Annotated in this window: 15 protein-coding genes; 6 read left to right on the top strand and 9 right to left on the bottom strand. The window is 64.4% G+C overall.

From position 1 onward, the window contains the following. Positions 1-109 precede the first annotated feature (109 nt). The 6 genes from FKZ61_RS03190 to FKZ61_RS03165 all read right to left on the bottom strand — a co-directional run bounded on the left by FKZ61_RS03190 (position 110) and on the right by FKZ61_RS03165 (position 10,432). Positions 110-1,210, bottom strand: a complete 1,101-nt coding sequence (locus FKZ61_RS03190; RefSeq protein ID WP_141608622.1) for an ABC transporter ATP-binding protein — start codon at positions 1,208-1,210, stop codon at positions 110-112. Positions 1,211-1,243: 33 nt separating this feature from the next. Beyond that, complete coding sequence (locus FKZ61_RS03185; RefSeq protein ID WP_141608702.1) at positions 1,244-2,083, bottom strand: carbohydrate ABC transporter permease; 840 nt, start codon at positions 2,081-2,083, stop codon at positions 1,244-1,246. Positions 2,084-2,130: 47 nt separating this feature from the next. Beyond that, positions 2,131-3,495 carry an SH3 domain-containing protein gene (locus FKZ61_RS03180; RefSeq protein WP_141608621.1) on the bottom strand — a complete coding sequence of 455 codons (1,365 nt, stop codon included), beginning with the start codon at positions 3,493-3,495 and terminating at the stop codon, positions 2,131-2,133. Between the two features lie 80 nt (positions 3,496-3,575). Then, positions 3,576-4,967 carry an ABC transporter substrate-binding protein gene (locus tag FKZ61_RS03175; RefSeq protein WP_141608620.1) on the bottom strand — a complete coding sequence of 464 codons (1,392 nt, stop codon included), beginning with the start codon at positions 4,965-4,967 and terminating at the stop codon, positions 3,576-3,578. A 97-nt stretch (positions 4,968-5,064) separates the two neighbouring features. After that, positions 5,065-6,084 carry a substrate-binding domain-containing protein gene (locus FKZ61_RS03170; protein WP_141608619.1) on the bottom strand — a complete coding sequence of 340 codons (1,020 nt, stop codon included), beginning with the start codon at positions 6,082-6,084 and terminating at the stop codon, positions 5,065-5,067. 244 nt (positions 6,085-6,328) lie between these two features. Next, on the bottom strand, positions 6,329-10,432 hold the full coding sequence (locus FKZ61_RS03165) for a DUF4397 domain-containing protein (RefSeq protein WP_141608618.1): 4,104 nt from the start codon (positions 10,430-10,432) through the stop codon (positions 6,329-6,331). A gap of 454 nt (positions 10,433-10,886) precedes the next feature. On the opposite strand from FKZ61_RS03165, the gene FKZ61_RS03160 reads away from it, so the two are divergent. Beyond that, a complete protein-coding gene (locus FKZ61_RS03160) occupies positions 10,887-14,474 on the top strand; it encodes an AfsR/SARP family transcriptional regulator (RefSeq protein ID WP_141608617.1) in 3,588 nt (1,195 codons plus the stop codon). A 216-nt stretch (positions 14,475-14,690) separates the two neighbouring features. Here the strand turns inward: FKZ61_RS03160 and FKZ61_RS03155 are convergent, their stop codons facing one another. Beyond that, positions 14,691-15,422, bottom strand: a complete 732-nt coding sequence (locus FKZ61_RS03155) for a DUF2726 domain-containing protein (protein ID WP_211358381.1) — start codon at positions 15,420-15,422, stop codon at positions 14,691-14,693. A gap of 355 nt (positions 15,423-15,777) precedes the next feature. Then, positions 15,778-17,079, bottom strand: a complete 1,302-nt coding sequence (locus FKZ61_RS03150) for a hypothetical protein (protein ID WP_141608616.1) — start codon at positions 17,077-17,079, stop codon at positions 15,778-15,780. Positions 17,080-17,589: 510 nt separating this feature from the next. Here FKZ61_RS03150 and FKZ61_RS03145 point away from each other — a divergent pair. The 5 genes from FKZ61_RS03145 (at position 17,590) to FKZ61_RS03125 (ending at position 23,772) form a co-directional block, all read left to right on the top strand. After that, the gene (locus tag FKZ61_RS03145; RefSeq protein ID WP_170199177.1) at positions 17,590-18,915 is read left to right on the top strand and encodes an ABC transporter substrate-binding protein; all 1,326 of its coding nucleotides are present in this window, start codon (positions 17,590-17,592) and stop codon (positions 18,913-18,915) included. A gap of 79 nt (positions 18,916-18,994) precedes the next feature. Next, positions 18,995-19,906 (top strand): carbohydrate ABC transporter permease, encoded by a 912-nt coding sequence (locus tag FKZ61_RS03140; protein ID WP_170199175.1) that lies wholly within the window; start codon positions 18,995-18,997, stop codon positions 19,904-19,906. 3 nt (positions 19,907-19,909) lie between these two features. Continuing rightward, a complete protein-coding gene (locus tag FKZ61_RS03135; RefSeq protein ID WP_141608613.1) occupies positions 19,910-20,797 on the top strand; it encodes a carbohydrate ABC transporter permease in 888 nt (295 codons plus the stop codon). A 3-nt stretch (positions 20,798-20,800) separates the two neighbouring features. Further along, positions 20,801-21,799 (top strand): hydroxyacid dehydrogenase, encoded by a 999-nt coding sequence (locus tag FKZ61_RS03130; RefSeq protein ID WP_141608612.1) that lies wholly within the window; start codon positions 20,801-20,803, stop codon positions 21,797-21,799. Positions 21,800-21,939: 140 nt separating this feature from the next. Next, positions 21,940-23,772, top strand: a complete 1,833-nt coding sequence (locus FKZ61_RS03125) for a bifunctional metallophosphatase/5'-nucleotidase (RefSeq protein ID WP_141608611.1) — start codon at positions 21,940-21,942, stop codon at positions 23,770-23,772. Position 23,773: 1 nt separating this feature from the next. On the opposite strand, the gene FKZ61_RS03120 is transcribed toward FKZ61_RS03125, so the two are convergent. Further along, complete coding sequence (locus FKZ61_RS03120) at positions 23,774-25,147, bottom strand: ribonuclease H-like domain-containing protein (RefSeq protein WP_170199172.1); 1,374 nt, start codon at positions 25,145-25,147, stop codon at positions 23,774-23,776. Positions 25,148-25,249 lie beyond the last annotated feature (102 nt).

The following is a 25,249-nucleotide window of genomic DNA, read 5'->3' as shown; positions in this document are numbered from 1 at the left end:
TTAGTCAGCGTTCATCTGCGTGGGTCAGCGTCCTATTTGACTGCAGTAGAGTCAGGAATGGATTGGAAAAGCCCGGCAGCGATCTATGCTGGCTATGCTGGAGGAAGGTTTAGCCACCCTCCGGGTAGAGCACTTTCCCGCTGTCCCGATCCACCCAGCGGATCTTCTCTGCCGGGAAGCGGAGCCAGACATCCTGGTCGGGTGCGACTTCAAAAGAGGGGTGGGTGGCTACCTTGACCGTATTGGCGCCGATCTTGACGGTGAGCAGATTCTGGGAGCCGAGGGGCTCCACCACCAGCACCCGCACTTTGAGCGCGTCCTCGGCGGGGGTAGCCAGGGTCTCCATGTTCTCGGCGCGGATGCCCACCACGATGGGCTTGCCATCGTATGCGCGCAACAACGGCTGCATCAGTGGATGGGGTTTCAGCTTGAAATCGCCGATGGCCACTTCGACATCGCCGTTGCGGCGCTGCACCTGGGCGTCGAGGAAGTTCATGGGCGGGTTGCCGATGAAGCCGCCCACAAAGTCTGTCGCCGGCCGGTCGTAGACCACCGTGGGATGGTCACATTGGAGGATCTTGCCATCGCGCATCACCGCGATGCGGTCGCCCATGCTCAGTGCCTCGATTTGATCGTGGGTCACATAGATGGTGGTGGCCTTGATCTCCGAGAGCAGCCGCTTCAGCTCGGCGCGCATCTCCAGCCGCAGCAGCGCGTCCAGGTTGCTGAGGGGCTCGTCCATCAGCAGCACCTGGGACTTCATGGCGATGGCCCGGGCCACGGCCACCCGCTGGCGTTGGCCGCCGCTCATCTTGGAGGGGTAGCGGTCGAGCATGGTCTCGATGTGGAGCAACTCGGCCGCCTGACGCACGCGCCGGTCGATCTCGGCCTTGTCCACCTTGTTCATCTTCAGGCCGAAGGCAATGTTGTCGTAGACGTTCATGTGGGGGAAGATGGCATAACTCTGGAAGACCATGGAGATGCCCCGCTTGCGGGGCGGCAGGTATGTCACGTCGCGGTCGCCGATACAGATGCGGCCGCTGTCGGCCATCCCCAGGCCCGCCACGGCGCGCAAAAGCGTCGTCTTGCCGCAGCCGCTTGGCCCCAGCAAGACCATGAACTCCTGATCCTCCACGGTCAACGTGACGTTGTCGACGGCGACAAAATCACCGAACTTTTTGGTGACATTTTCGATTCTGATGGCAGCCATATTTTGGTTCCCCAGTCAGCTATTTCGAAGCATCTACTTCGAGATCTGCCCCCACATGTTGAAGAGATAGCGGCGGATGAAGAAGATGAAAATCAACGCCGGAATCATCATGAAGAAGCCGCCGGCAAACTGATACGGCTCCGATGACTGGTTGAGCGTCGCCAGCACCTGGGCGGGCAGGGTGCGGTTGCGCACGGTCAGGATGCTGGCGGCGAAGACCTCGTTCCACGACATCACAAAGGTGAAGATGGCCGAGGCCGCGATCCCCGGCGCCACCAGCGGCAGCACGACTGTGCGGAAAGCCTGCAGGGGCGTGCAGCCGTAGACCTGCGCTGCCTCCTCCAGCTCGTAGGGGATGCTGGCGAAGACGCTGCCGATCACCAGCACCGTCGTGGGCAGCGTCAGCGCGGTGTGCATTAGCGCCAGGCTGTAGACGCTGTCGTAGATGCCGACGTTGATGAAGACCACCGCCAGCGGAATCGCCAGGATCACCACCGGGAAGGCGCGCACAGCCAGGATCGAGAGGCGATAGAAGTCGCGGCCAGGAAAGATGTAGCGGGAAATGGCGTAGCCGGCCGGCGCTGCGATGACCGTCGAGAGCACCAGGGTGATGAGCGCCACCACGATGCTGTTGATCAACCCCGGAATGATCCCCTGGGAAGTGAGGAAAAACTCCATGGTGTCGAACGAAAACGGGATGAACGGCAGCACGCCTTTGGGGAAGGTGCGCACCGTTTCCGGGGTCGTCAGCGCCATCGAGGCGATGAACCAAATCGGCGCCAGCACCCAAAGGCAGATCAGGATCGCCAGCAGGTAGACCAGGCCCCGATTGATGCGTTGGCGCATCAACGCCCGCTGGCGCACGCGCAACATTTCCTCTGAAGCTTGTACCGACGTTGCGGCCAGCTTTCCCGTCGCACTCATCCTTGCACCTCCTCCTGGCTGCGTACCATGCGCAGGTAGACGACGGCGCTGAACATGGACAACAACAGGATCAGGGCGGCGTAGGCAGCAGCCACATTGACGTTGCGCAGGGTGTAGTACTGTCGATAGGCTTCATTGGCCAGCACCGTCACCACATCGCCGCCGCTCAGGGCAATCACCACTGCGAAGACCTGCAGCGCCAGAATCGTGCGCAGGATCAGCGCCACCTGCAGGCTGGGCTTCAACATGGGCAGGATCACATAGCGAAGGCGGTTCCACAGGTTGGCGCCAAAGAGATCGGCGGCCTCCAGAATCTCCTGGGAGATGGCCTGTAACCCCGCCACCACGATCACCATGACAATGGCCGTGGCTCGCCAGATCTCCGCCAGCCAGATGGCGATGATGATCCAGTGGCGCGTATTGGCGGTGAGATAGGGGATGGGCGCAGACAGCCAGCCCAGGCTCACCAGGATGCTGTTCAGGTAGCCGTTCTGGGTGAAGATGGCGTACCAGACAATGCCCACCGCCAGCTCCGAAACGCCCAACGCGATGGCGAAAACGTACAGGAAAAAGGTGTTGCCCCGCAGTTGCTGCTGGATGATCAACGCCATGATGATGGCCAGGATAAACTGCACCGGAATGATGATGGCCATCAACAACAGTGTGGTCCAGAAAGCCGGCCAGAAGAAACGGTCGTTGACCATGGAGCGCAGGTAGCGCAGGGTCAGCTCGCCGGCATCGCCGCGGTCAATGCGGCCCCGGACATCATCGCCGAAGACCTGCACATACCGCGAGGGCGCCCATCCCTCCACCGTGGCGCCGTCCCGCTCGCCGCGCACCCGATACCAGAGTTCCAGGATCGTCTGCCTTTCAATGGCAACGGCGGTGTTGGACTCGATGCGGGCAACCACCTCCCCGACCGAACTGGGCTCGGCGTAAACGGCAGTCAGCGGGTCGCTGCCGCCAATGCGGGGGCGGATGGTGCCCCGAATGGGCGTGCCATCCGCGTCGGTTTCCCGCACCCGTACCCGCGTCTCGGGGACCCACCCCTCGACTTCCTGTCCGTTGGCGCCTTCCGCCCGCACATAAAACCACACCTCGGTACGCAGGTTGGCCTGGCCCAACTCCTCCGGCGAGACCACGTTCCCCTGCCGTTCCAGGATTTCCACTGGCGCGCCGCGCGGCAGCCAGTCGGTCACCCCGCTGTCAAGGCTGGCCTCTGCCCGTAGCTGCAGGCGAGCGTCGCTGTCCCACACGGCAAGCCGCAGCGCCTGCACCATGGGCCAGGCGAAAAAGAGCGCCAGATAAATGACAGAAGGTAGAATCAGCCAGTAGGGCGTCAGATTGGGGCGCTTTTTCATGGTGATTTCTCGGCTGCGTGTGTGGTGGTTCGTGGTGCGTGTTCCGTTCGGTGCCACGCACCACGAACCACGTGCCACACCTATTGCACCTGGCAGGGCCCGTCGCTGGGCGGATCAGGCGCCCAGCACGGCGCGCCGGTCTCGTCCATCAACGCCTGCAGGTTGGCCCCTTCCTCATCCAGCACGGTGCGGATGTCCTCGCCGTTGAGGACGACCCGGTCAAAGGCGTTGCGGAAGATCTGGTTGATCTCGCCCCCACGGGCGCCCAGGCCAACCGGCAGCAACGCCGGCAGCGCATTCGGTGCATTGCTCTGGGCCGCGACTGCCTCCGCCTCGATGGCGATGCCCGGTGGCAAGTCCGAGGTGTCCACGCCTGCCACCACGGGGAAGAAGCCCAGCTCCCGCAATACCTTGCCCTGCACTTCGGGGCGGGTGAGATACTCGATGAGCGCGGCCGCGCCTTCCGGGTTCCGGGCATGGGCCGGAATGCCCAGCCCCACGATCACCGGCATGAAGCCCAGGCCATAGGGTCCAGAGGGCGCCGGGAACGCGATGAACGACTCCGGATCGCTGTTGAAGGCATCCAGCAGGCGGGCGGTGTGGTCGAAAGCCACCCACACCTCACCGGCGAGCAGCGGCTCCTGCATGAACTCGTAGTTGATCGACTGGGGGTTGACATACGGCCAGAGGGAGTCCCGCATCCATGCCAGCATGGCCGCCGCATCGTCATTCTTGAACGTCGTCACCATGCCGCCGGTCCAGGAGGGCCAGGCGTACCCCTGCAGGAAGCGGTGGAAGAGGCCGGCGTGGGGCAGGCCACATTTGGGGCTGCCGGTGCCTTCGGCCAGGGCTCGACACCATTCCCCAAACTGCTCCCAGGTCAGCGCGTTGACATCGGCGCCCTCCGGGAGATACTCCAGGGCATCCACATGGGCGGCCATGATGTAGGTGGCCTGCATCCAGGGGATGTAGTAGAGGAAATCCTCCGTGCCGAGCAGGGCAGTCTCCAAAAAGGCCTGGGTGAATTCCCGATCGGCCATCAGATCTTCGGCGATGTCGATCATGTTCATCAACGCGTCGGCCCGTTGGAGGGGCGGGAAGGTGCCGTGCAGCGCGCCGATCACGTCGATCTCTGAAACGCCGGACTGGGCGCCGGCCAACACCACGTCGATCAACGGCCCTTCTTCAGAGGCGGTGAAATCAAAGCCGCCCTCCCGCAAAATGGCGCGGAACTTCTCCTGTTCTTCGACTGGCGAGAATTGGGTGGAAAAGAAGACAACTTCTCCTGGGGCTGGGGCCGCCTCCTCGGTGGGCGCCTCTGCCGCTTCTTCAGTGGGTGCCTCGGTCGCCGCTTCGGCCGGCGCTTCGGTCGCCGGGGCAGCCGGCGCCGGCGCGGGCGCCGCAGGCGCACAGGCGACAACGAGCATCGCCGCAATGACCAGCAAGCTCAGGATTCGCACTTTGATGGACATCGGTGGCTCTCCTTTTTTGAAACAAATCAACCCGAGCAAATATCTCCTCCCCTATCGTTCCGTCCGCAGTCCGGAGGTCCGCCGCACCTGTCCAGATTCACACAGGCGCCGGACCACTCGAACCCCGGACGATCAATGTGGGCTGATAGATAAATTGGCGCTCTTTCAGGGGTTCCTGGTTGATCAGCTTAAGCAACATCCCCGCCACCCTGCGGCCAAGCTCCTGCGCCGGCAGATGAACCGTGGTCAGCGCGGGGTAGACATACCCGGTCAGTGCAATGTCATCAAAGCCGGTAATGCTCACATCCTGGCCCACCACCAGCCCGCGGGACTGGGCCTCATGGACTGCACCCAATGCCAGGAGATCGTTGGCGGCCACGATGGCGGTCGGTCGCTGTGGCAAGTCCAGCAAGTAGGCGGCGCCCTGGCGGCCGGAACGTTGTCGAAAGTTGGTCTCCACCAGCAGGGTTGGATCAAAGGGCAGGCCGTTGCGTTCCAGCCCCAGCCGAAACCCCATCATGCGATGATAGGCCTTGGTCAGAAAGAGGGGCTCGGAGATGTACCCGATGCGCCGGTGGCCCAACGCAGCCAGATGATCGACCACCTGGGCGATCCCCGCCACACAATCTTCATCCACGAAACAGAAGTCATTGTTCTCTTCTGTCCGGCCATAGGCGACGAACGGAACGCCCTGTTCACGCAGCAGGTTGATGCGGCTGTCGTGGCGTTGAGTACGGACCACAATGAACCCATCGGTACGGCGACTTCGAATCTGCTTGAGGTAAGCTGCTTCCACGTCCTCATCGGTGTTGGCAGTCAGCAGCAGGTCCACGTGTTGTTCGGCAACTGCTTCCGCAACGCCGTTGAGGAATTCCGCAAAGAAGGGATCGGAGAAACGCACCCGGGCATAGGCAGGCAAGATCAAGGAAATGGCACCTGCGCGACGTCGGCGCAGATTCCGGGCAAGGGCGCTCGGCTCGTAACCCAGTTCACGCGCCACTCGCTGCACCTCGGCGCGCGTTTCCGGGCTGATGTCGGCATGATTGCCCAGCGCGCGGGACACAGTCGGCACCGATTTGCCCACGCGTTCGGCGATGTCCTTCAGCGTGACCGGCATGATTCCTGGATCCCGGTTGAGGAGAAACGGAGCAGATCTTTTCTGGCAATTCTGTCAATCGATATGGGCTATATCAGCAGAATAGACCAAATCGAGGGAGTTGTCAAGCAAAATCTAAATCGATTTAGAAAATTGGGGCAGCGGGTACTTGTAGAGAGCATTGATGGGATTCGTGAGTGGCGGAAAGGCAGCGTCTCTGGACAACTTCCGGTTGTCCAGAGACGCTGCCGCAGGCTGTGAAAAGCTAGCGGGTAATCACCGGCAGGTAGATGTTCGTCTGCCCCACGATGATCCGAAGGGGCAGCTCCACCACCGACGGGCCGTTGATGGCTCGAATGGGGATGGTGTAGAGGCCCGGAGGAGCATCCGCTGCGGCGGTGATGTGCAACGTCAATGGTTCGTTGAAGTTGTTGAGCCGGCTGGCCGCCTGCACCGTGGGCGAGCCGTCGGGCGCCACCCGCGCGGCGCTCACCACGGTCCCCCGGGGACCGGCCGGCAGGCTGGCCGGCGCCAGACGCCCACGGGGGGAGACGTAGCCGCTGTCCAGGCTCTGCGCCTCTGCATCGACGAAGGCCACATCCACCTCAGGCGGCAGATTCCACAGGTCCACTTCCACCATCACCTCGTAGAAGACCTCGGGTGTCATGGAAAGGAGGATGGTGTGCAGGGCTTCCCCGCCCAGGGGCACCTGCACCGTGTCGTCGCCGTCGCCGTCGCCGTCGTTGTCCAGATGGAATAGTTCCACCCACCCCAGCGGGACGGTGATTTCCTGGCTCGGGGACCAGGCGATGCGATCCGTGTCGTAGTCGATGGCGCCCACCCGCAGGCGATAGGTGCTGTCCGGCGCCACCTCCCGCCAGCCGGAGAAGCCAACCACGCCGATAAAGTTGTTGTTGTCATCGTACATCTCGTAGATGGAGTCGCCCACAGTGATCAGCTGCGTCGCCGTGATGGTGGGCGAGCTGATGGGCACAATCTCAATCACATAGCCGTCGGTGTCCGGGTGATGGCTGGGCGTCCACTCGAAGTAGAGGGGATAGAAGTCCGCCAGCACCCACTTGCCCCACTCGCCGTCGTCCAGTTGCTGACAATCTGGATCGCTTTCCGGCGGGTCGCAGACGTCGGGCTGGGTTTGCCACATGTAGATTTCCACCTGCAGCTCCGGCGTGATGACCGCCGTGGCGAAGTGCTCCGGGAAGGTGTCCCGGTGGTCGATGGGGATGGGCGCGGCGTCGGCGTACTGCACCTGCGGGTCGAAGGCGGCGGCGGCGATGCGCACCTCCCGGCTGCCGGCGGCCGTGGCCAGCACTGGCGAGGTGGCGTATTGGTTGACCGAGGGGCTGACACCATCCTCCACCTGCACCCACAGGTAATATTCGCCCGACTCCAGGAAGGAGAGATCCAGCTCCACCTCAACGGGCGTGGCGCCGCTCAGCTCATCCAGATCGGTGATCTCCACGGAGCCGATCTCCTCCCCCTGGAAGGTGGGGATGATCTCGGTGGTGAGGGTGTTGTCCGCGTTGGTCATGGTGGCCGTCACGGTGATGGGTGGCCGGGCCACGAAGAAGGTGAGCTTCGTGGGCGCGTAGTCCGATTTCAAGCGCAGGGACGCATCCACCGTGTGGGGATCGCCGGCCCGGGGTTGGGCCACGAAGTTGCTGATCACCGGCGGGTTGGCGGCGCTGAGGACGGCCACCCGCCAGGTCGGAATCGAGGTGTCGCCCAGCAGCTGGACCTTCCACTCGCCCACCGGCGCCTGGTCGATGAAGAACTCCTTGAAGGTGACCGCCGAATTCACCACTTCCGCCAGCTCGTTGAGGCCGGCGATGGCCACGTCGTTGTGGCTCTCATCCTGGACCACCTGGCTGTTGGCCACCAGGGCCCGATGGTCCCCCTGCACCAGCGTCAGGGTTCCTGTGAGCACCACCGTGTTGTTGTCATCCCGCACCTCGGTATTGTAGGCGCCCGCGGGCAGCTCCACGTAGGCGCTGGCCTGGCCGGGCGCAGCCTGGCCAATCAGCTGGCCGTTGACGTAGAGACTCAGCGGATCGTTGCGGTTGCCCAACACATTGATGAAGCGTACCAACCCTTTGCCATGGCTGCTGGGTGGAACGCGGCTGTCACTAAAGACGGTGGCGGTCAACTGGTTGGCATTGTTATAATGGAGCAACACGGTCGAATCAGTGCCGGTGATGGCGTTCACCGAGGCGGAGACCGACGGCAGACCAGGCGGATCGGTCGGCTCAATCGTCACCGTGTGCATGCCGGGGACGATGGCCACGTAGGGCGAGGCATAGACCAGGTTCGCCCCCATGCTGACGCCATCCACCTTGAGGGTGACCGTGACCGGCGTGAGCAGTGCCGAGGCGAAGCGCACCCGGGTGTCCGTCCCGCTGGCAGCTTCGGTGTAGGTGTAGCGCTCGCTGTATTGGATGGTCAGCCCTTCCGGCGCGGCGCTGTAGTTGTCCAGGGTGATCTCCGTCCCGTTGGGCGTGAAGAGGCTGGGCGTCAGCGGCTCGGTCATGCTGATGCTGAAGATGGTGTCCGTCTGGGTGATCACCTGGGTGGTGGTGATGGCATCCAGGGCCGCCGCAGCCTGCACGCCGCCCTGCGCGATGGCGGCGTCACGCAGGACCGAAAGCTCGGCCGGCGAGCGATTGACGACGCCCACGGGCGTCTTGAGGAGCAGGGTGTTGGCGTCCACCTGGCTGGCGGTCACCTGCACCCCGGCTGCCGAAACCACGGCATCGCCTGTGCCGGCGGCCTGGACGGCCATGGCCTGCTGGACGCTGGGCGCGTCCAGCACATAGCCGTTGACGTTGCCCAGGGTGACCCGACCGTTGGTCAGGTCCAGGAAGACGCCGGTGGAATAGGCCAGGAAGTGGACTGCGCCCTTGATGCCCCACAGATCACCCTTAAAGCGCCCGATGTCGGCTTGCCCGCCGCCCAGCCAGAGCTCGTTGGGCGGGATGTTCAGGCAGCTATAGCAATAGTTGACGCCGCAGGGGTAGGAGACCTGCCGCCAGCCGAAGAACCAGATCCAGCCGGTGCACATGCGTACGCCGCAGGGCAGCCAGCTACAGGACTGGTAGATCTCGCCCTGCTTGATGTACCAGCCGGCGCGGCCGGAGCCGGTGACGTAGACCGGGCCGCTGCTGTAGGCGTAGTAGGTCTGGCCGGAGCCCCAGACCCGCACCTCCCCCTCGAAGCGGATCGGCACACCGGCGATGCCGCCGATGCCGCCGATGTAGGCCCGGAAGCCCTGGGAGGCGGAATAGCTGACTTCCGCGTTGGCCGCCTCCAGGATGAAAAACTTGAGCGCGGCGCGCAGCCCCAGGCCCAGCTCCGGCGCAAATTGCATGCGCGCGTCGCCGTCGACGCGGATGGCCGAGCCGAGCACGGGCAGGGAGAGGGTGCTGGTCTCGATGGTGACGCCGATGTTGATGGCGGTGTCGTGGGTCGTCACCGTGATGCTGCCCCGCACGCCCGTCAGCCAGATGGTGCCGCCGGCGTAGCCCTGGTCCAGGTTGATGCCAGGTTTGTAGTAGAGGCTCAGCCCCACTTCGCTGAGGCAGGCCGGGCCGAAGAAGCAGCCGTCCGGCGCCTGGGGCGTCTCGTTCCCCAGGATGTGGCTGACCGGGATGGGGACCCGCTCGCCGTTGTCGGCGGGCATAATCTGGATCACCGTGGCGCCGGCGGCGTTGACGAAGATGGAAAACTTGGCCGAAATGGCAACGGAGCCGGACAAGTCTTTGCCCGTGATCTGGTTCGAGGGCGCGCCCTCCAGCTTCATGTAGGGCAGCCAGAGCTTCCCTTCGACCGTGAACTTGTAGCCGTTGGCCTCGGAGACCAGGTCGCCGTAGAGGCCCAGCAGGCTCAGGCCGCTGGGCACCTTGAAGGCGGGCAGGTTGAAGGCATTGCGCACCCCCGCCGACACCAGCTCGTCGGAAAGGCGCAGGCCGTTCCGGTCGATTTTAGGGGGAATTTGAACAGGCACCGTGCCGCCGCCCAGTTCCTGGGGCGCGGTCAGCGTCGCGTTGCCCAGCTCCACCTTGTCGGGATAGACCCGGGCGGCAGTGGAACGGAAAGTGAGACCGGCCACGTTCAGAACGATGGGATCCACCGACGTGCTGATAAACTGATCCCAGGCGTCCACGTCGCCGCGCACGTTGACCCGGATGTCGTTGCCCGGCAATTTGATGCGCAGTTGCCCCTGCAGGCCGCAGGCGCCGCCGTTGGTTGGGGCCACGGGGGTCATGTCTTCGAGGCCTACCAACAGGTAGTTCGCAGGACTTTCAAACAGGGCGAAATTGCCACCGCTACACTTGGAGGCAGGCGAAAGGGTCATTTCAGGGGCACCCAAACCCTGGGGGGCCAGGAGGGCGTCGGACGGCGCTGCCCCGTAGGTTGTCTGGGCTGTCCACAAAAACAGGCCCATCACCCAAACGAAGATCAGGAATTGACTCGCCCAGCGCGCGTTGACCTGCGTCCAGGTAGCGGTGGGTTGCCCCCTGGGGGCTCCGATATGCTCTGACGGATATGGGCCGGCGGAAATCTGGCGACCTTTTCCCCAGTGGAGACGATCGGTGGACCGCCGGGATCGACTGGTTTTTGGAAAAAGGGACGAATACACAATACCTCCTGATGGAAATCATGAAAATAGATGTACGAACACTGGATTCCAAAACCCGACTCCTTACACTTCCGTAACCCACTGCGCCATCAACGCCAAACATGGTAGCGAACATGCGCTACCAAAACGTTACAGACACCGCCTTTTCTGACATTTCCGTAGGTTGATCATGTGGCAATTCTATCTGTTGGGCGGATTTCAGTTTGTCGTGGATAGGGAACCAGCCGACCAGTTTGAGGCCGACAGCGCCCGTGCGCTCTGTGCCTACCTGGTCCTGCACCAGGGTGAAACGTTGCGGCGCGAACCGCTGGCAGCCCTCTTCTGGCCCGACCAGCCCCAGTCCGACGCGCTGCGCAACCTGCGCACCGCGCTCAGCCGCACGCGCCGGGGTCTCGGCCCCCTGAGTGACGCGCTGCAGGCCGACCGTCAGACGGTAACCTTCCTCCCCACCGACCAGGTCTGGGTGGATGCCCTGGAGGTCACGGCCCTGGCTGCGCATGTGGAGACCCACGCCCACCGACATCTGGTCGGGTGTCCCTTCTGCCTGGAAAAGTGGCAACGCATCGTCCAGCTCTACCAGGGCGAGTTCCTGGCCGGCTTCACCCAGGAGAGCGACCTCTTTCAAGAGTGGGCCTCGGTCCAGCGGGAACGCTATCACCGCATGGTCGTCCAGGCGCTGGATGCCCTGACCGCCTACCATCTCCGGCGCAACGAATGGGCAGAAGCACAGCACCAGGCCCGGCGTGCGCTCCAACTGGAACCCTGGCGGGAGGAAAGCCACCGCCATCTCATATTCGCCCTCGCGCAGCAAGGGCAACGGAGCGCTGCACTACAACAATTCCACACCTGCCGGGAAATCCTGCAGCGGGAATTGGCGGCGCCACCACAGGCGGAGACAATGGAGCTGTACGAAACTCTCCTCCATCACCCGGAGAGGCTGAGCCCAGATCACGCCCCCCGCTCCCCCATGCAGCTGTGGCCGACCGGCGCCCATTGGCTCGACGATCTCCCTCTGGTGGGCCGTCAACAAGAGCTTGCAACCCTGCTTGAGCTGCTGGTTTCCTCCACCACGCGGCTGATCTCCGTGGTGGGGGAGGGTGGGGTCGGCAAGACCCGGCTGGCGCTGCGCGCCGCGCGGCGCACCGCATTGTGCTTCAACGACGGCGCCTTCTATGTGGGGCTGAACCCCGAAGAACAACCGGACGCGCAGCCGCTACAGCCTTCATCGGCTGCAGCCCAGGTAGCGCAACACATTGCGCTGGCCTGCGCCATCCCTCTGAATGAAAAAGAAAACTTTCAAGAAAAGGTGCTTGCCTTTCTGCGAAAGCGCAACATCCTACTCGTGCTGGACAGCTTTGAACAACATGAAGCAGCAACGCCCTTTCTCCTTTCCATCCTGGAAAATGCACCGGCATGCGTGCTGCTGGTGACGTCCCATCGGCCGTTGAACATGCGACAGGAGCACGTGCTGCGGCTGGAAGGATTGGACGTCTCGGCGTATACCGACGCCCAGGTTGCCGTGCCGGATGGCCTGGCCCTCTTCGACATCCTGGCGCGCCGCCGCGGCCTCGTTGGCGCGCTGGAGGCAACCCATCGGCCCGCGGTGCTCCAAATCTGCCAGGCGGTGGGCGGACTGCCCCTGGGCATCGAGCTGGCGGTGGCCTGTCTGCCTCACCTGGAGCGCCTGCAAGCCGGTTCCTGGTCGGCGGCGGATCTGGGGCGCCTGTTGGAGCGAGCCTCCGAGCCAGATGCACAGGCCATGCTGGATCTCCCTCCCCGCCATCGCGGGCTGCGCGCCCTCTTTCAAACCGCATGGCGACTGCTTGATGCGACTCTCCAGAAGACGCTGGCCACCATTGCCATCTTCCGCGCGCCATTCACCGTAGAGGCGGCTACCGCCGTGCTCGGTCTCGACAAGCCGGACGAGGCCGCCCATCTCCTCTGGGGATTGTCAGAACGGTCGCTGGTGCAGCCAGGCATTCAGGGCCGCCATCAATTGCATGACCGCGTTCATCGCTTCGCAGCCGAACAACTGGCTGCTTCTCCAGCTCGGGCGCCCACTCGCGAACGGTACACGACCTTCTTTCTGCACAATCTGGCAAAGGCAGAAGAGGCGCTGGACGGCCGAGAGGCCGCCGCCGTCCAGCAGACGCTTGCGTTCGAGCTGGAAGATCTACGGGCAGCCTGGCGCGATGCAATCGGGGATCAACGCTGGGAGCTACTTGCAGCCGCGGCATCCGCCTTTGCCCGGTTTCATGTCTTGCGCGGGCTGTACAATGAAGGCGAACGCCTGCTGAGTGAAGCGGTGCACCGGTTGCGCAAGCTCCACTTCGAGGCCACTTCCTCATGGCGCAGCCACCAGGCCGCAGTCGACGGCGAAGGGCAGGCGCGGCACCCGAACGGGCCGGCCCAGCGCAGCGGCGAAGCGCTATCCACCGCCCTATCCAGCCAGCAACCCGGCGCGCCTGGAACGCTTGCCCAAGCCCTTGCACGGCTGCTCATTGCCTGGAGTCGACTGCTGGAGCGCATCAATCAACGGGAGACTGCCAAGGTTGTGCTGCTGGAGGCGCTGGAACTGGCGGACGAACCCGCCGTGCGCACGGACGCCCTGATCGAGCTGGGGTGGTGCCTCTTCCGCCTGGGGCGCACCGCAGATGCCCTTCCCCCGCTACGGGAGGCGCTGGCCCTCGCCAATCATCTCGAAGATGCCCGGCGCCGCGCCTATGCACTCAACGGACTGGCTACCATCCATCAGCGCCGCGGCGATAGCACAGCCACCCGCGCGCTCCTGGAAGAAGCGCTGTCCCTGGCCCGCCAGGCAGGCGACCTCACCATGGCAGGCATCATCCTCGGCAATCTGAGTATTCATTACAACGAGTTGGGTGACTATGCCCGGGAGCTTACCCTGCTGAAAGAGGCCCTGGCGATCCACCAGACGCAACAAAACAGGCCGATGGAGGTGAACGCGCTGTACGCACTGGGGATCCACTATGACGCGCGCGGGCAATATACCGAAGCCCAGGCGCATTACCGGCAGGCGCTGAGACTGGCTGAAGCGATCGTCGATCGCTTCAGCCAGCTGGACATCTGGCTCAACATCGGCATCTCTCGCGACCAGATGGGCGACTATGCCGGCGCCCTCCAGGCGACACAAACTGCGCTCGCCATGGACCGCGAGGTCAACAATCCCCAGTCCCGTTGCGTACTGTTGGCCAATTTGAGCCTCCACCATCACCACCTGGGCGACCAACTTCAGGCGCTGGCGTACGCACAGGAAGCAGTCGCGCTGGCAAACGCCATCGAAATGCCGACTATCGCGGCCTACGGCTACGATTTTCAGGGCCATGCCCTGCTGGCGTTGGGTCGCGTCCATGAGGCGGAAAATGCGTACCGTCAAGCGCTACAACTGCGCGAGCAAAGGGGATTAACCTATGTGGGTTTTGAATCGCGCGCGGGGCTGGCGCGCATGGCCATGGCCCGTGGAGACGCGCAAACCGCCCTGGCGTGGATGGAGCCGGTGGTCGAGTACATCCTCCACGCGGTGCTGGAAGGGCCGGAGGAGCCCCTGCGCATCTACTGGACGGCTTACCAGGCTCTGGGCACGGCCGGCGATCCCCGGCGGGAAAGGGTCCTGCGGTGCGCGGTGACCATCCTTCAGGACCGGGCCGAGCGCATCTCCGACCAGGAGGACCGCCGGCGCTACCTTACCCAGGTGGAGGCACACCGGGAGCTACTCCGGGCTGCTTCGGGGAGGTGAAGGTACAAGAGCCGCAAATCGGGCTCCCGGACGATGGGGTGTTGTCAATGCAGGATATGACTCTCCTGCCAAAAGGGCATTTTTGAACGCAAAGGCGCAAAGGTGCAAAGGTGCAAAGAAACGCAGGAGAGAGTAACCCGGAATCAACGTTCATCTGCGTGGGGCAGCGTCCTCATTTGACCTTTGTGCAGTAGAGCCAGGATGAACCAGGACTGGCTATACCGGGACCTTGACAATCCCGCGACAGCGGGGATAGTTGGAGCAGCCCCAAAAGTGTTGGCCTTTGTTGGGACCAGAACGGCTGGTACGGAGAACCATGGCGCTGCCACATCTGGGGCAGACCGGGGCTTCAACCGCGGTCGGCGCCGCATCGGACGGCTGGGACGGTGCATTTTGGCCTTCGCCCGCGGGGAGATAAGCCTGGAGCAGGGAACGCAACTCTGCCAGGCTGTAGCCTCGCTGCACCGGGATACGCACCAGCGGCAGACCTGCAGCGGCAAAGACGTTGTCTACGAATTCGTCTCGCTCCTGGCGGTCGGTCCGACGGTGACTACGGTCATCTAGCTCAATGCCCACCAAAGGTCGCATGGAACCCGGCGCACACAAGATGAAGTCCACATGTTTGCGGTCGATCTTGTTGGTGTATGCCCGAAATTCACCATAGTCTTTGCTGCTCACGTAAAAGAGGTCGGCCAGGTTCACTTTGGGACAGACGGCAGCCCGGGTCTCCACGGCCTGGCACAGAACCAGGTAGAAGCTCTGTTCAGCCGGGGAAAGAAAATCATCCCGTAGACGGTAAGGAAAGCGGGGCGCCGTTGGCGCCTTTTCCTCCTCATTAGCAAAAAGGAGCTCGGCAATGCGACCGATGATGTCATCGATGGCCTCGTCTTTCAGGCCGAGCATCTTCAGGATTTTACGGAGCAGACCGAATTTGTCTTGGTTGAACATGGGGGTACCTTCTGCTGCTGAGTTCAAATGAGATGGCGTACGACGATTGCGCAGCGGGCGTGGCTGCGATATCCATGGTACGACATCAATTGACTCGCGCATAGGCTGTAGTGAGGATTGGACCCGCGACATTTGTCGCAACGTGTTTGGAGAGGGGAGTGGTCCTAGGCTGTTGGCGCTTCAGAGACTGTTCAATGAAAGGAATGGGTACCAGCTAAATGGCAGCATAAGCTATAGCTGTGTGTTCACAGCTATAGCCGACCGAGTTGACCGACAGCTATTAGGACACTATCCAGCCAATGATTCCGCTAGCCAAATCCGGGCCAGCTTCATCCATCAATGACTCCCTTGTGGTTTACCACTGAATTGCCGCGGCGGGCTGGCCTTCGTCCAGCAGCCGATATTCGTCCACCATGTAGACGTTCCAGCCGTAGGTGAACTGCTCAACGGTCTGACCGTACAGATCGTCCAGCAGCTCCTCCCAGCTGGTGTGGGTGCGCAGGGCCCGTAAGAAGACGGGCAGATGCGCCATCCCCTGCTGGTCCATGATGTAGGCCACGGCCATTTCGGCCACGGTGAAGCGGAGCTGGCGCTCCTCCGGTTCGATGCGGCCTTCCCGGTCCAGATCGGTGAGCCGCAGGGGGAAGAGGATCTGGCTGCGGTTGCGCAATTCCTGCAGCGCCTCTTCCTGCCAGTAGGGCGGCGCCTCCAGGATGTGGGTGCGCATCCAGCTGCGCACCCCGCCCAGCAGGATGTACCACTCGGGCGAGTAGTAGAGCTCGTCGATATGAAGCAACTCGCTCAGCACCTTGTTGATCAGGTGGTCAGTGACCGTGTCGATGAGCTGGCCGGTGGGCGTCACCCACTCGGGAATCTGGTACAGGGTGGGCGAGGTGACGCCGATCTGAGTCCCCCGGGAGGACCAGGTCCCCACCACCCGGGGCTCCACCGTGAAGGTCAGGGGCTGGGCTGGCCGGGTGGGAAGGCCCACAGCCTGGCGTAGGCGCGCGTAGGTGGCCTCCAGCTGCGCCGCGGCACCTTCCACCGCCTCGGCATCCCGTTCGGTATATTCAAAGATCAGGCTCCCCATCTCCAGGCGTTTCGGCGCCCCCCAAAAACTCTCCGGCGGGACGGTCTGGAGCCAGCTACCGTCCGTATGGCGATAGAAGCGCAGCTCCTGATAGGGCAAAGAGACCCAATAGGTCCGGGGCGGCACGATGCGCAAGGTCACCAAAGCCAGATCCCCCAGCCGTTCCACCTCCACCACCTCCAGGCTGATCTGGCGGCGCTGGGACTGGCGGATGCGCCAGAGGTCCAGCCAGCCCCGGTGCTCCACCAGGGCAATGCGATCTTCCATCAGGCGGCTGCCCAGGTCCCGGTCATCGGTGCGCAGGGCCCGCATCTCCACCTCCAGGACCTGGTTGATTTCGGCGGCCAGTTGCCGGTTTTCCTGCAGGCGCCAGCTAAAGGGTGCGCCCGCCGTGGCCAGCAGCATCACCAGCAGCAGGGTGAGCAGTTGTCCCAGGCGCGCCATCAGGCGGAGCTCGCCGCTGCTGCGCGCGGCCGGGCGCTCGGTCGCCGTCGCCTCCCGCCAGAACTCCTCCCGCTGGACGTTCTCGTCCTCAATTTGCCATTGGAAATCAATCTGTCTGCCCACGATCTTCCCTCTTCCTCTCCAATCCGCCGTTCTCCCAGGGCCGGCCGTCCGGGGAAAACCGGCACGCCTCGCGACCTTCACCGCGAAGCCTCGCCATGGGCACTGCCAACGAAGGACAATCCGGATCAAACAGTCTGGACAAAAAGGGAACGACGCAGTCGCCACGTTTGGATCTGAGGGACATCCACCCGGGGGGTCGATGAAGCAGAAAAGGGGTGGGGACGATGCCAGGCGACCGTCTACCTGACCTGGGCCAGGCAGCTCACAGCGATAGCCTGTTTCGGAGATTTCCTATTATAGCACAGGCTGCGATGCTCCAGACAACCGATTGCGAAATATCGCCGCCGATTTTCAACCAATTGACAGAATGATCGCGGGCCGTTAAAGTTATGACATGATAATGATGACATTGATGCCTGAATGAATACCCCATGGCGCACCTGTACAAACGCTATTTTTCGCATCCACTTTTTGCCTCCACCAAGGAGTGCCACAAGAAGGAGGGCAGCAATGAAAAAAACGCATTCTCGCTGGAAGCTCCTGGTCGCGGGCCTCATGCTGGCCATGCTGGTGGCCGGCTGCGCGCCCGTGGCCACCACCGGCCAGTCCACCGGTGCACCAGCCGCTCCGGAACGGGTGGAGCTCATCTACTGGCGGACCCTGACCGGCCCCGCCGGCGATGCCCAGGACGAACTGGTGGAACAGTTCAACAGCACCCAGGACCGCATCCACGTCACGTCCGAATTCCAGGGTAGCTACGGCGACCTGGCCACCAACATCCTGGCCGCGGCCGCAGCCGGCAGCGGCGGGCCCGATGTCTCCCAACTGGGCACCTTCGAGATCCTGGAGTTCTACAAATCGGGCGTCCTGGCGGACGTGCGGCCGTATCTGGAAGGGGAAAACGGCATCGACACCAGCGACTGGCCTGGCACCATGCTCTCCGCCGGCGAGTTCGACGGCGGCATCTACTGGCTGCCCTTCAACGTTGCGGTGCCGGTACTCTACTACAACAGCGACGCCTTTGCCGAAGCCGGCCTGGACGGACCACCCCAGACGTGGGACGAATTCTTCGACTACGCCCGGCGCCTGACGGTCAAGGACGCCAGCGGCACGGTCCAGCGCTACGGCGTGGCCTACATCCCCGGCTGGTTCTCCTGGGCGCTGACTTCGGCCATCTGGTCTGAGGGAGGCGAGATCACCAATCGGGACTACACGGAGATCACCCTCAACCACCCGGTGGTGGTGGAGGTGCTGACCAAGTTCCAGGATCTGGTCCGGGAAGGCGCGGCCATCGTGCCGGACAGCGCATCGGGCGGCCACCGGGGCATGTTCAAAAACGGCCAGGCGGCCATGATCCTGGACTCGCCGGCGCCCTTCGCGGAAATCTTCGAGCAGTCGGTGGGCTTCACCCCCGCGGTAGCCAACTACCCGGCAGGCAAAGCAGGCAAGGTCTACAACCCGGGCGGCGGCGGCATCGTCATGCTGGCCAGCGTCCCCGAGGAGAAACGGGACGCAGCCTGGGAGTTCATGCGCTTCATGTTGTCGGACAAGAGCATCGCCTACTACGCGGAGCGCAGCGGCTACGTGGCCTTCACACCAGGCGCCCAGGAGATTGCAGCAGAGATGCTCCAGGATGAGCGCTACGCCATCATCCACGCCGCGGTGCCCTACCTGCGGGGCGACTTCTCGGTGAACTTCTCCCCCGCGGTGCGCACCGCCTTCGACGAAGCCTGGCAGCGCATCCTGACCGACCCCAGCGTGGATGTGAAAGCCGTGCTGGATGAGGCCCAGGTCAAGGCGGAGGAGGGGATCAAGAACGAGATCTTCGCACCGTAGCCAGGGGCCCGTGCACAGCCCGGAAACACCGGAAACCATGGAGACCACGAAACGGCTCGCAAGCAACGGAACAAACGCCGTGTGGCAGCAGGTTGCCCGAGGATGGCGCCGAAACCGACGGGAATGGCTGACCTTCCTGGCCTTTGTGGCGCCCAACTTCATCCTGTTCGGCGTCTTCACCTACTGGCCCATCCTCTACAGCTTCTGGCTCAGCTTCACCCGCTGGAACTTCCTGCCGGCCCGCCCCATGGAAGCGGTGGGCCTCTCCAACTACGTCCAGTTGCTGCGGGATCCGGTCTTCTGGAAGGTGCTGGGCAACTCCCTGACCTACGCCACCAGCGTGGTGATCGTGGCCCAGAGCCCGGCCTTTTTCCTGGCCCTGCTGCTCAACGAGAAGATCCGGGGGCAGCCCTTCTTTCGCACCATGGCCTTCACCCCCCACATCACCACCACTGCCGCTGCCGCGCTGGTCTGGGTGCTGCTGCTGGACCCCAGCCTGGGGCCCCTGAGCCACCTGTACAAGGCCCTGGGCGTGCAGGGACCCCGCTGGCTGGCCAGCTCTGGCCTGGCCCTCTGGGCCATCATCCTGGTGGGCATCTGGAAGGAGATCGGCTTTGCCTCGGTCTTCTTCCTGGCCGGCCTGCAGAACATCAACCGGGAGTACTACGAAGCCGCCTGGGTCGACGGAGCCTCCCGCTGGGCCATCCTGCGCCACATCACCCTGCCGCTGATGACGCCGGTCATCTTCTTCCTCATGGTCAGCGGCTTCATCCAGGCCATGAAGGCCTTTGACGTGGTGGCCATCATGAGCGAGGGCGGCCCCGTCTACCCCGATTCGGCCACCTACGTCTACCATCTGTACCAGCTGGCCTTCCGCAACTTCCGGGCCGGCTATGCCTCGGCCTTTGCCATGATCTTCTTCGTGGTCATCATCGCCGTCACCCTGTACCAGCTGCGGGCCTCCGAGCGCTGGGTCCAATATGGGGAGTAGTCCATGGGCACATCGGGACCAATCCAGGAAATCACCGTCTGGCGGGGGCCTCGTCGCCGCCGACTGGAAAGCCTGCGCCATCGGGCCCTGGTCTACCTGGGGCTGTGCCTGGCCACGGCCGTGCTGGGGCTGCCCTTCTTCTGGATGGCCACCACCGCGTTCAAGCCCATCCAGGAGGTGATCCTCTACCCGCCCCGCTGGTGGCCGGGGGAATGGCGGTGGGAGAACTTCCTGGAGGCCTGGCAGGCGGCCCCCTTTGGCCGGTTCTACATCAACAGCATCATCACTGGCGTGGCCACCACCGTGCTGGAGATGCTCTTCGCCCTGCTCATGGCCTACGCCTTCGTCTTCATTGCCTTCCCGGCCAGGCGGCTGCTCTTTCTCCTGGTCCTGGCCACCATGATGATCCCGGTGGAGATGCGGCTGATCCCCAACTACATCACCCTGAGCCGGCTGGGCTGGATCAACACCTACTGGGCCCTGATTATCCCGCCGGCTGCCGCAGCCTTTCCGGTCTTCGTCCTCCACCAGCAGTTCCGCCTCCTCCCCCGGGACCTGATCGACGCGGCCCGGGTGGACGGCGCCGGCCACCTGCAGATCCTGTTCCACGTGGTCACGCCGGTGAGCCGGGCCCTGCTGGCCGCGGTGTCCCTGGTCTCCTTCGTGGGGCGCTGGAACGACTATCTCTGGCCGCTGATCGTCACCAACAAGGTGGCCATGCGCACCCTGCCCATCGGCCTGGCCTACCTCAAGGACAGCCAGGAGGGGGGCAACCGCTGGAACCTGCTCATGGCTGCCACCATCTTTGTGATTCTGCCCATCCTGGTGCTGTTTCTCTTCACCCAAAAGCAGTTCGTGGAGGGGATCACCCGGGGGGCCGTCAAGGGGTAGCCCATGGAGAAACCGGTTGTCGCCATCACCATCGGCCAGGCCCACTACCGGCGCATGATGAGCCCGGCCGCCTGGGAGAAGCTGGCCTCCTTCGCCCAGGTGATCCACCATCCCAAGCCTGAACCGGCCACCAAGGCCGACCTCCTGGCCCTGCTGCCCCCGGCCGATGCCTGCATCACCAGCTGGGATGTGGCCCCCCTGGACGCGGAGGTGCTGGCCGCGGCGCCTCGCCTGCGGGCCATGGCCCACATGGGCGGCAGCGTCAAGCGATTCGTGTCGGACGCGGTCTGGCAGCGGGGCATCCACGTCACCAGCGCGGCGCCGGCCCTGGCCCGGGACGTGGCGGAAACCACCCTGGGCCTGATGATCGTGGGCGCCAAGCGCATCTGGCCCCTGGCCCAACACGTGCGCCAGGGCGGCTGGCGGGACAGCCCCCACTGGCCCTCCCGGGAGCTTCACAGCTGCACCGTGGGCCTGGTGGGCGCCGGCCAGGTGGGCCGCCAGGTTCTGGAGCTCCTCCGCCCCTTCCGCAGCCGGGTTCTGCTCTACGATCCCTTTGTGGAGGCCCAGGAGGCTGCCCGACTGGGGGCGGCGCTGGTGTCCCTGGACGATCTGCTGCGCCAGACGGACATCATCTCCCTCCACGCCCCGGCCAAACCCGACACCTACCACCTGCTGGACGCCCGACGTCTGGCCCTGATCCGGGACGGCGCGGTGCTGATCAACACGGCCCGGGGCAGCCTCATCGACGAGTCGGCCCTCATCCAGGAGCTGTCCCGGGGACGCTTCTTTGCCTTCCTGGATGTGACCGACCCGGAGCCGCCCGCGGCGGATAGCCCCCTGCGCCGGCTGCCCAATGTGGTGGTGACGCCTCACCTGGCGGGCTGTATCGAGGATTGCACCCACATGGGCGAGATGGCGGTGGAAGAGCTGCGACGTTTCTTCGCCGGCGAGCCCCCCATCTATGCCATCACGCCGGAAATGTTCACCCGGATTTCGTAGGTGGACATGAACAATGTCCACCGTAGCCGGCGGCTCGTAGCCGCCGGTGGGTCCAGGGCGAGGGCCGGGGGAGAGGAGGAATTGCGCCGAAGAAATTTCTGCCCATCTGTCCCATCTGTGGATCCCATCAAAATCTGGCCATGATTGGTCTTCACACGGCTGAACTGAACAACGCCCCGCCGGGCTGCCTGCGTCTGGTGCGTGCCCCCTACCCTCCGGCTGCCGACCCCACGGGGGCCCTCTATCTGCTGGTGGGCGATGCCACCGCAGGACCTGTGGAGCAGATCGTGCCGGTCCCCGGTATTTCCCTGCCGACCGAACGCCTGCTGCCGGATGACGTGACCTTTCGGCTGAAGGTCCTGCACTTCAACGACCTCCACGGCCATGTGGCCCGCTTCACCCCCCACGGCACCCAACCGGTCTTCTCCCGTATGGCCTGGCGGATCGGGCAGGCCCGCCGTCAGGCGGCGCCTCACCCCCATCGGGCCGTGCTGACCCTGGCCGCCGGCGATGACCTGGTGGGGGCCGTCTTCGACGAATTGTTGGGGGATGGGCCGGAAACCTTCCGGGCCCACGTGGGCTATCGCCTGTACAGCGCCGCCGGCGTGGATGCCTGCGCCATGGGCAACCATGACCTGGACCGGGGGACGCGCCTGCTGGCCCACGCCCTGGAACAGGAGGCCCGCTTTCCCCTGCTCACGGCCAACCTGACCGGCTGTCCCTGGCTTGTCGGCCGCTGTTTTCCAGCCGCGCTCTTCCTGCTCAAGGGGCTGCGGGTCGGCGTCATCGGCCTGACCACCCCGGCCCAGATTGCCCCCCAGCCGAATTCGCCGCTCCGCTTTGTCGATCCCGTCCAGGTGCTCCACAACCTGCTGCCGGCCTTCCGCCCCCTGTGCGACGTCTGCATTCTCCTGAGCCACCTGGGCTACAGCCTGGAGAGCGCCAGCGCCGCGGTGCAGCTCGCCGGGGATGTGGAACTGGCGGCCAGCCTGCCGCCGGGCAGCGTGCACCTCATCGTGGGCGGCCACACCCACCATGTCCTCAACGAACAGGGACTCAGCGCACGCAACATCGTCAACGGCATTCCCATCGTCCAGGCCGGCACCCTGGGTCGCTACCTGGGCGAGGTGGACATCACCGTGGCCCGGGCCGCGGCGGTCACCAACGTCCGCCTGACGCCCACGGCCGACCTGCCGGTGGACGAAGCGTTTGAACGCCGCCATGTGCAGCCCCTGGTCCAGCAGGTGCAGGCCGTGTGGAACCGGGTGCTGGGAACGGTGGACGACAACCCGGAGCTGGGCACCGACATGGTACGCAACAGCTTTGCCGCCATGGAGTCGCCCCTGGCCAACTTCATCGCCGATGCCCTGGTGGCCCGCTGCCGCCGGGCCGGCTACCCCGTGGACCTGGCCATGGTGGATGCCTCCTGCCTGCGCTGCGGCCTGCCGCCGGGTCCCCTCACCTTCGGCCACTGGTTCAACATCATGCCCTTCGCCGATACCATCCGCCTTTGCCGGATGACTGGCAGCCAGCTCCAGCAGCTGCTGATGGACAACGCGCGACGGGCCGACCGGCCGGGCGAGCCCCACACCGAACGGGGCTTTCTCCAGTTCAGTCAGGAGGTCCGCTACACCCTGGAGCTGGGCGAAAATCGGTCACGGGCCCAGGCCCGGGACATCACCGTGGATGGGATCCCGCTGGAGGCACAGTTGGAGCGGTTGTTCCTGGTGGCCTGCACCAGCTTCGTGGGCCTGGCGGCCGCCGACTGGGAGCGAACCATGGCCAGCCAGAGCCCAGAGGAGGGGCCATTGCTCCCTCTGCAGGACCTGCCCAGACAGGACACGGGCCTGTTTCTGCGGGATGAGCTGGTGGCGTACATCATGGAACGGGGCGGAGTCACCGCCAACACCGGCGCCCGCCGGGATGGCCGGCTGCAGATTCTGGAGCCCGTTGCCCAGGCTGTGGGGCGCTGAGCTATCCCCCCGCCTGCTTGCGCTGCAGGCGCTGCAGGCGATGCTCCAGGCGTCGGATGGCCTCCCGGGTGGGCGGATCAGCCTGGGGCCGAGCGGCCTCCCGGCGCAGGGTGTGCAGGGCCCAGCTGGTCCACATCTCCGCCTGGGCCAGATCCCGTAGCTGCCACTCGCAGTACTTGGCCAGCTCCTCGAAGGGCGTCGGGTCGGTGCCGGGCACGGACGAAAGCCAGCGCTGCCAGATCTCGACGGCCTCGCTCCAGCGTCCCTGGCGCTTGAGGAGCAGCCCCAGCCGCCGGAAGGCCTCCGCCTGCTCCTGGGGCGTGGCCAGGAGCTCCACCGCCTGGCGATAGGCGGACTCCGCATCGGCCAGACAGCCTGCCCGTTCGTGGCAGTGGCCCAGGGCCAGCCAGTCCGGCCCGTAGAGGGGAGTGGGGGCCGGGGAGCCGTCTGCCTCGACGTTGAAGATGTGGCTCAGTTGCCCGGCCAGGGCCACCATGGTGACGATGTCTTCCTGGTTGTGGTAGAAGACTCGGCGCATGGGCCGGGCGTTGCCGCTGCGCAGATAGTCGGCATAGAGGAGGGGGATCAGGTGGCCGGGCACGTCCTCCTCGCTGCGCTGCCAGCCCAGGATCTGCTGCTCCAGGTGGAGGAGGCGGCAGCTCTGCAGGCGACGTCGCCACAGCCGCCGGGCCGGGTGGAGGAGATCCAGGTGGGGGCCATCCTCGGCCAGCAGGGGCACCTGGACCCGCGCGGCCTGCAGGCGGCTGCGGTTCTGAAAAAAGCGGGTGCGCAGCAGGGGGAGGTCAAAGGTGCGGCCATTGAAAGTGACCGTCATGGAGCAGCGGGCCAGGAAGTCGGCCAGGCCGGCCAGCATGGCTCCCTCTTCGCCCGGGTGGCGCATGAAGAATTGCCGCACCACGAAGTGAGTGGGAGAAGGTTCCTGACCGTTGGCGCCAGGGGCGGATGTGTCCCACGTCTCGAAGGTGCCCACGCCCACCATGAAACAGTAGACCCCCGCGCCGGCGCCCAGGCCGGTGGTCTCTGTGTCCAGAAACGCGGCCTGTTGGAAATCCGCCATGCCATCCAGGCGGAACTGGGGGTGAAAAGGGGCGAAGATGGCCGGTTGTTGGGTCAACAGATCGCCCAGGGCCTGGGGACCCCGCCGCTGGTGGAGGGGGACGGCCCGGGTGCTCACGTAGTAGGTGCCCAGCTCGTTCTCCACCTCCTGGCCGGGCACCAGCTCCTCCAGACGGCCCCAGGGGTCGGCGGCCCCGAAGTCGGGCGCCTGGGGTGGGGGCGGCAGCTGGGCTTCGGCGGGCTTTTTCTGTTCCCGCAGGCTCTGCAGGCGACGCAGGCGATCCAGGACCGATGACATGGCAGTTGGGGCTCCCTCAGGCGGGGGCATAGACACCAGGGACGTGGACAGACATCGCCCGGATTGTACCACAGGCCTCTCTGTGGGGCGAACGGGATTAGG

The sequence above is a fragment of the Litorilinea aerophila genome, from assembly GCF_006569185.2.
Taxonomy (GTDB): Bacteria; Chloroflexota; Anaerolineae; order Caldilineales; family Caldilineaceae; genus Litorilinea; species Litorilinea aerophila.
The sequence above is the reverse complement of the archived record's forward strand: the minus strand, read 5'-3'. Positions and strand labels throughout refer to the sequence as shown.

Bases quoted from the DNA above. Each gene is read 5' to 3' on its own strand.
- FKZ61_RS03170 (WP_141608619.1), bottom strand. From the start codon at position 6,084: ATGCCGGTCACGCTGAAGGACATCGCCGAACGCGTGGGCAAATCGGTG.
- FKZ61_RS03155 (WP_211358381.1), bottom strand. From the start codon at position 15,422: ATGTTCAACCAAGACAAATTCGGTCTGCTCCGTAAAATCCTGAAGATG.
- FKZ61_RS03190 (WP_141608622.1), bottom strand. From the start codon at position 1,210: ATGGCTGCCATCAGAATCGAAAATGTCACCAAAAAGTTCGGTGATTTT.
- FKZ61_RS03125 (WP_141608611.1), top strand. From the start codon at position 21,940: ATGATTGGTCTTCACACGGCTGAACTGAACAACGCCCCGCCGGGCTGC.
- FKZ61_RS03130 (WP_141608612.1), top strand. From the start codon at position 20,801: ATGGAGAAACCGGTTGTCGCCATCACCATCGGCCAGGCCCACTACCGG.
- FKZ61_RS03145 (WP_170199177.1), top strand. From the start codon at position 17,590: ATGAAAAAAACGCATTCTCGCTGGAAGCTCCTGGTCGCGGGCCTCATG.
- FKZ61_RS03165 (WP_141608618.1), bottom strand. From the start codon at position 10,432: ATGACCCTTTCGCCTGCCTCCAAGTGTAGCGGTGGCAATTTCGCCCTG.
- FKZ61_RS03160 (WP_141608617.1), top strand. From the start codon at position 10,887: ATGTGGCAATTCTATCTGTTGGGCGGATTTCAGTTTGTCGTGGATAGG.
- FKZ61_RS03185 (WP_141608702.1), bottom strand. From the start codon at position 2,083: ATGTTGCGCGTGCGCCAGCGGGCGTTGATGCGCCAACGCATCAATCGG.
- FKZ61_RS03135 (WP_141608613.1), top strand. From the start codon at position 19,910: ATGGGCACATCGGGACCAATCCAGGAAATCACCGTCTGGCGGGGGCCT.
- FKZ61_RS03180 (WP_141608621.1), bottom strand. From the start codon at position 3,495: ATGAAAAAGCGCCCCAATCTGACGCCCTACTGGCTGATTCTACCTTCT.
- FKZ61_RS03175 (WP_141608620.1), bottom strand. From the start codon at position 4,967: ATGTCCATCAAAGTGCGAATCCTGAGCTTGCTGGTCATTGCGGCGATG.
- FKZ61_RS03120 (WP_170199172.1), bottom strand. From the start codon at position 25,147: ATGTCATCGGTCCTGGATCGCCTGCGTCGCCTGCAGAGCCTGCGGGAA.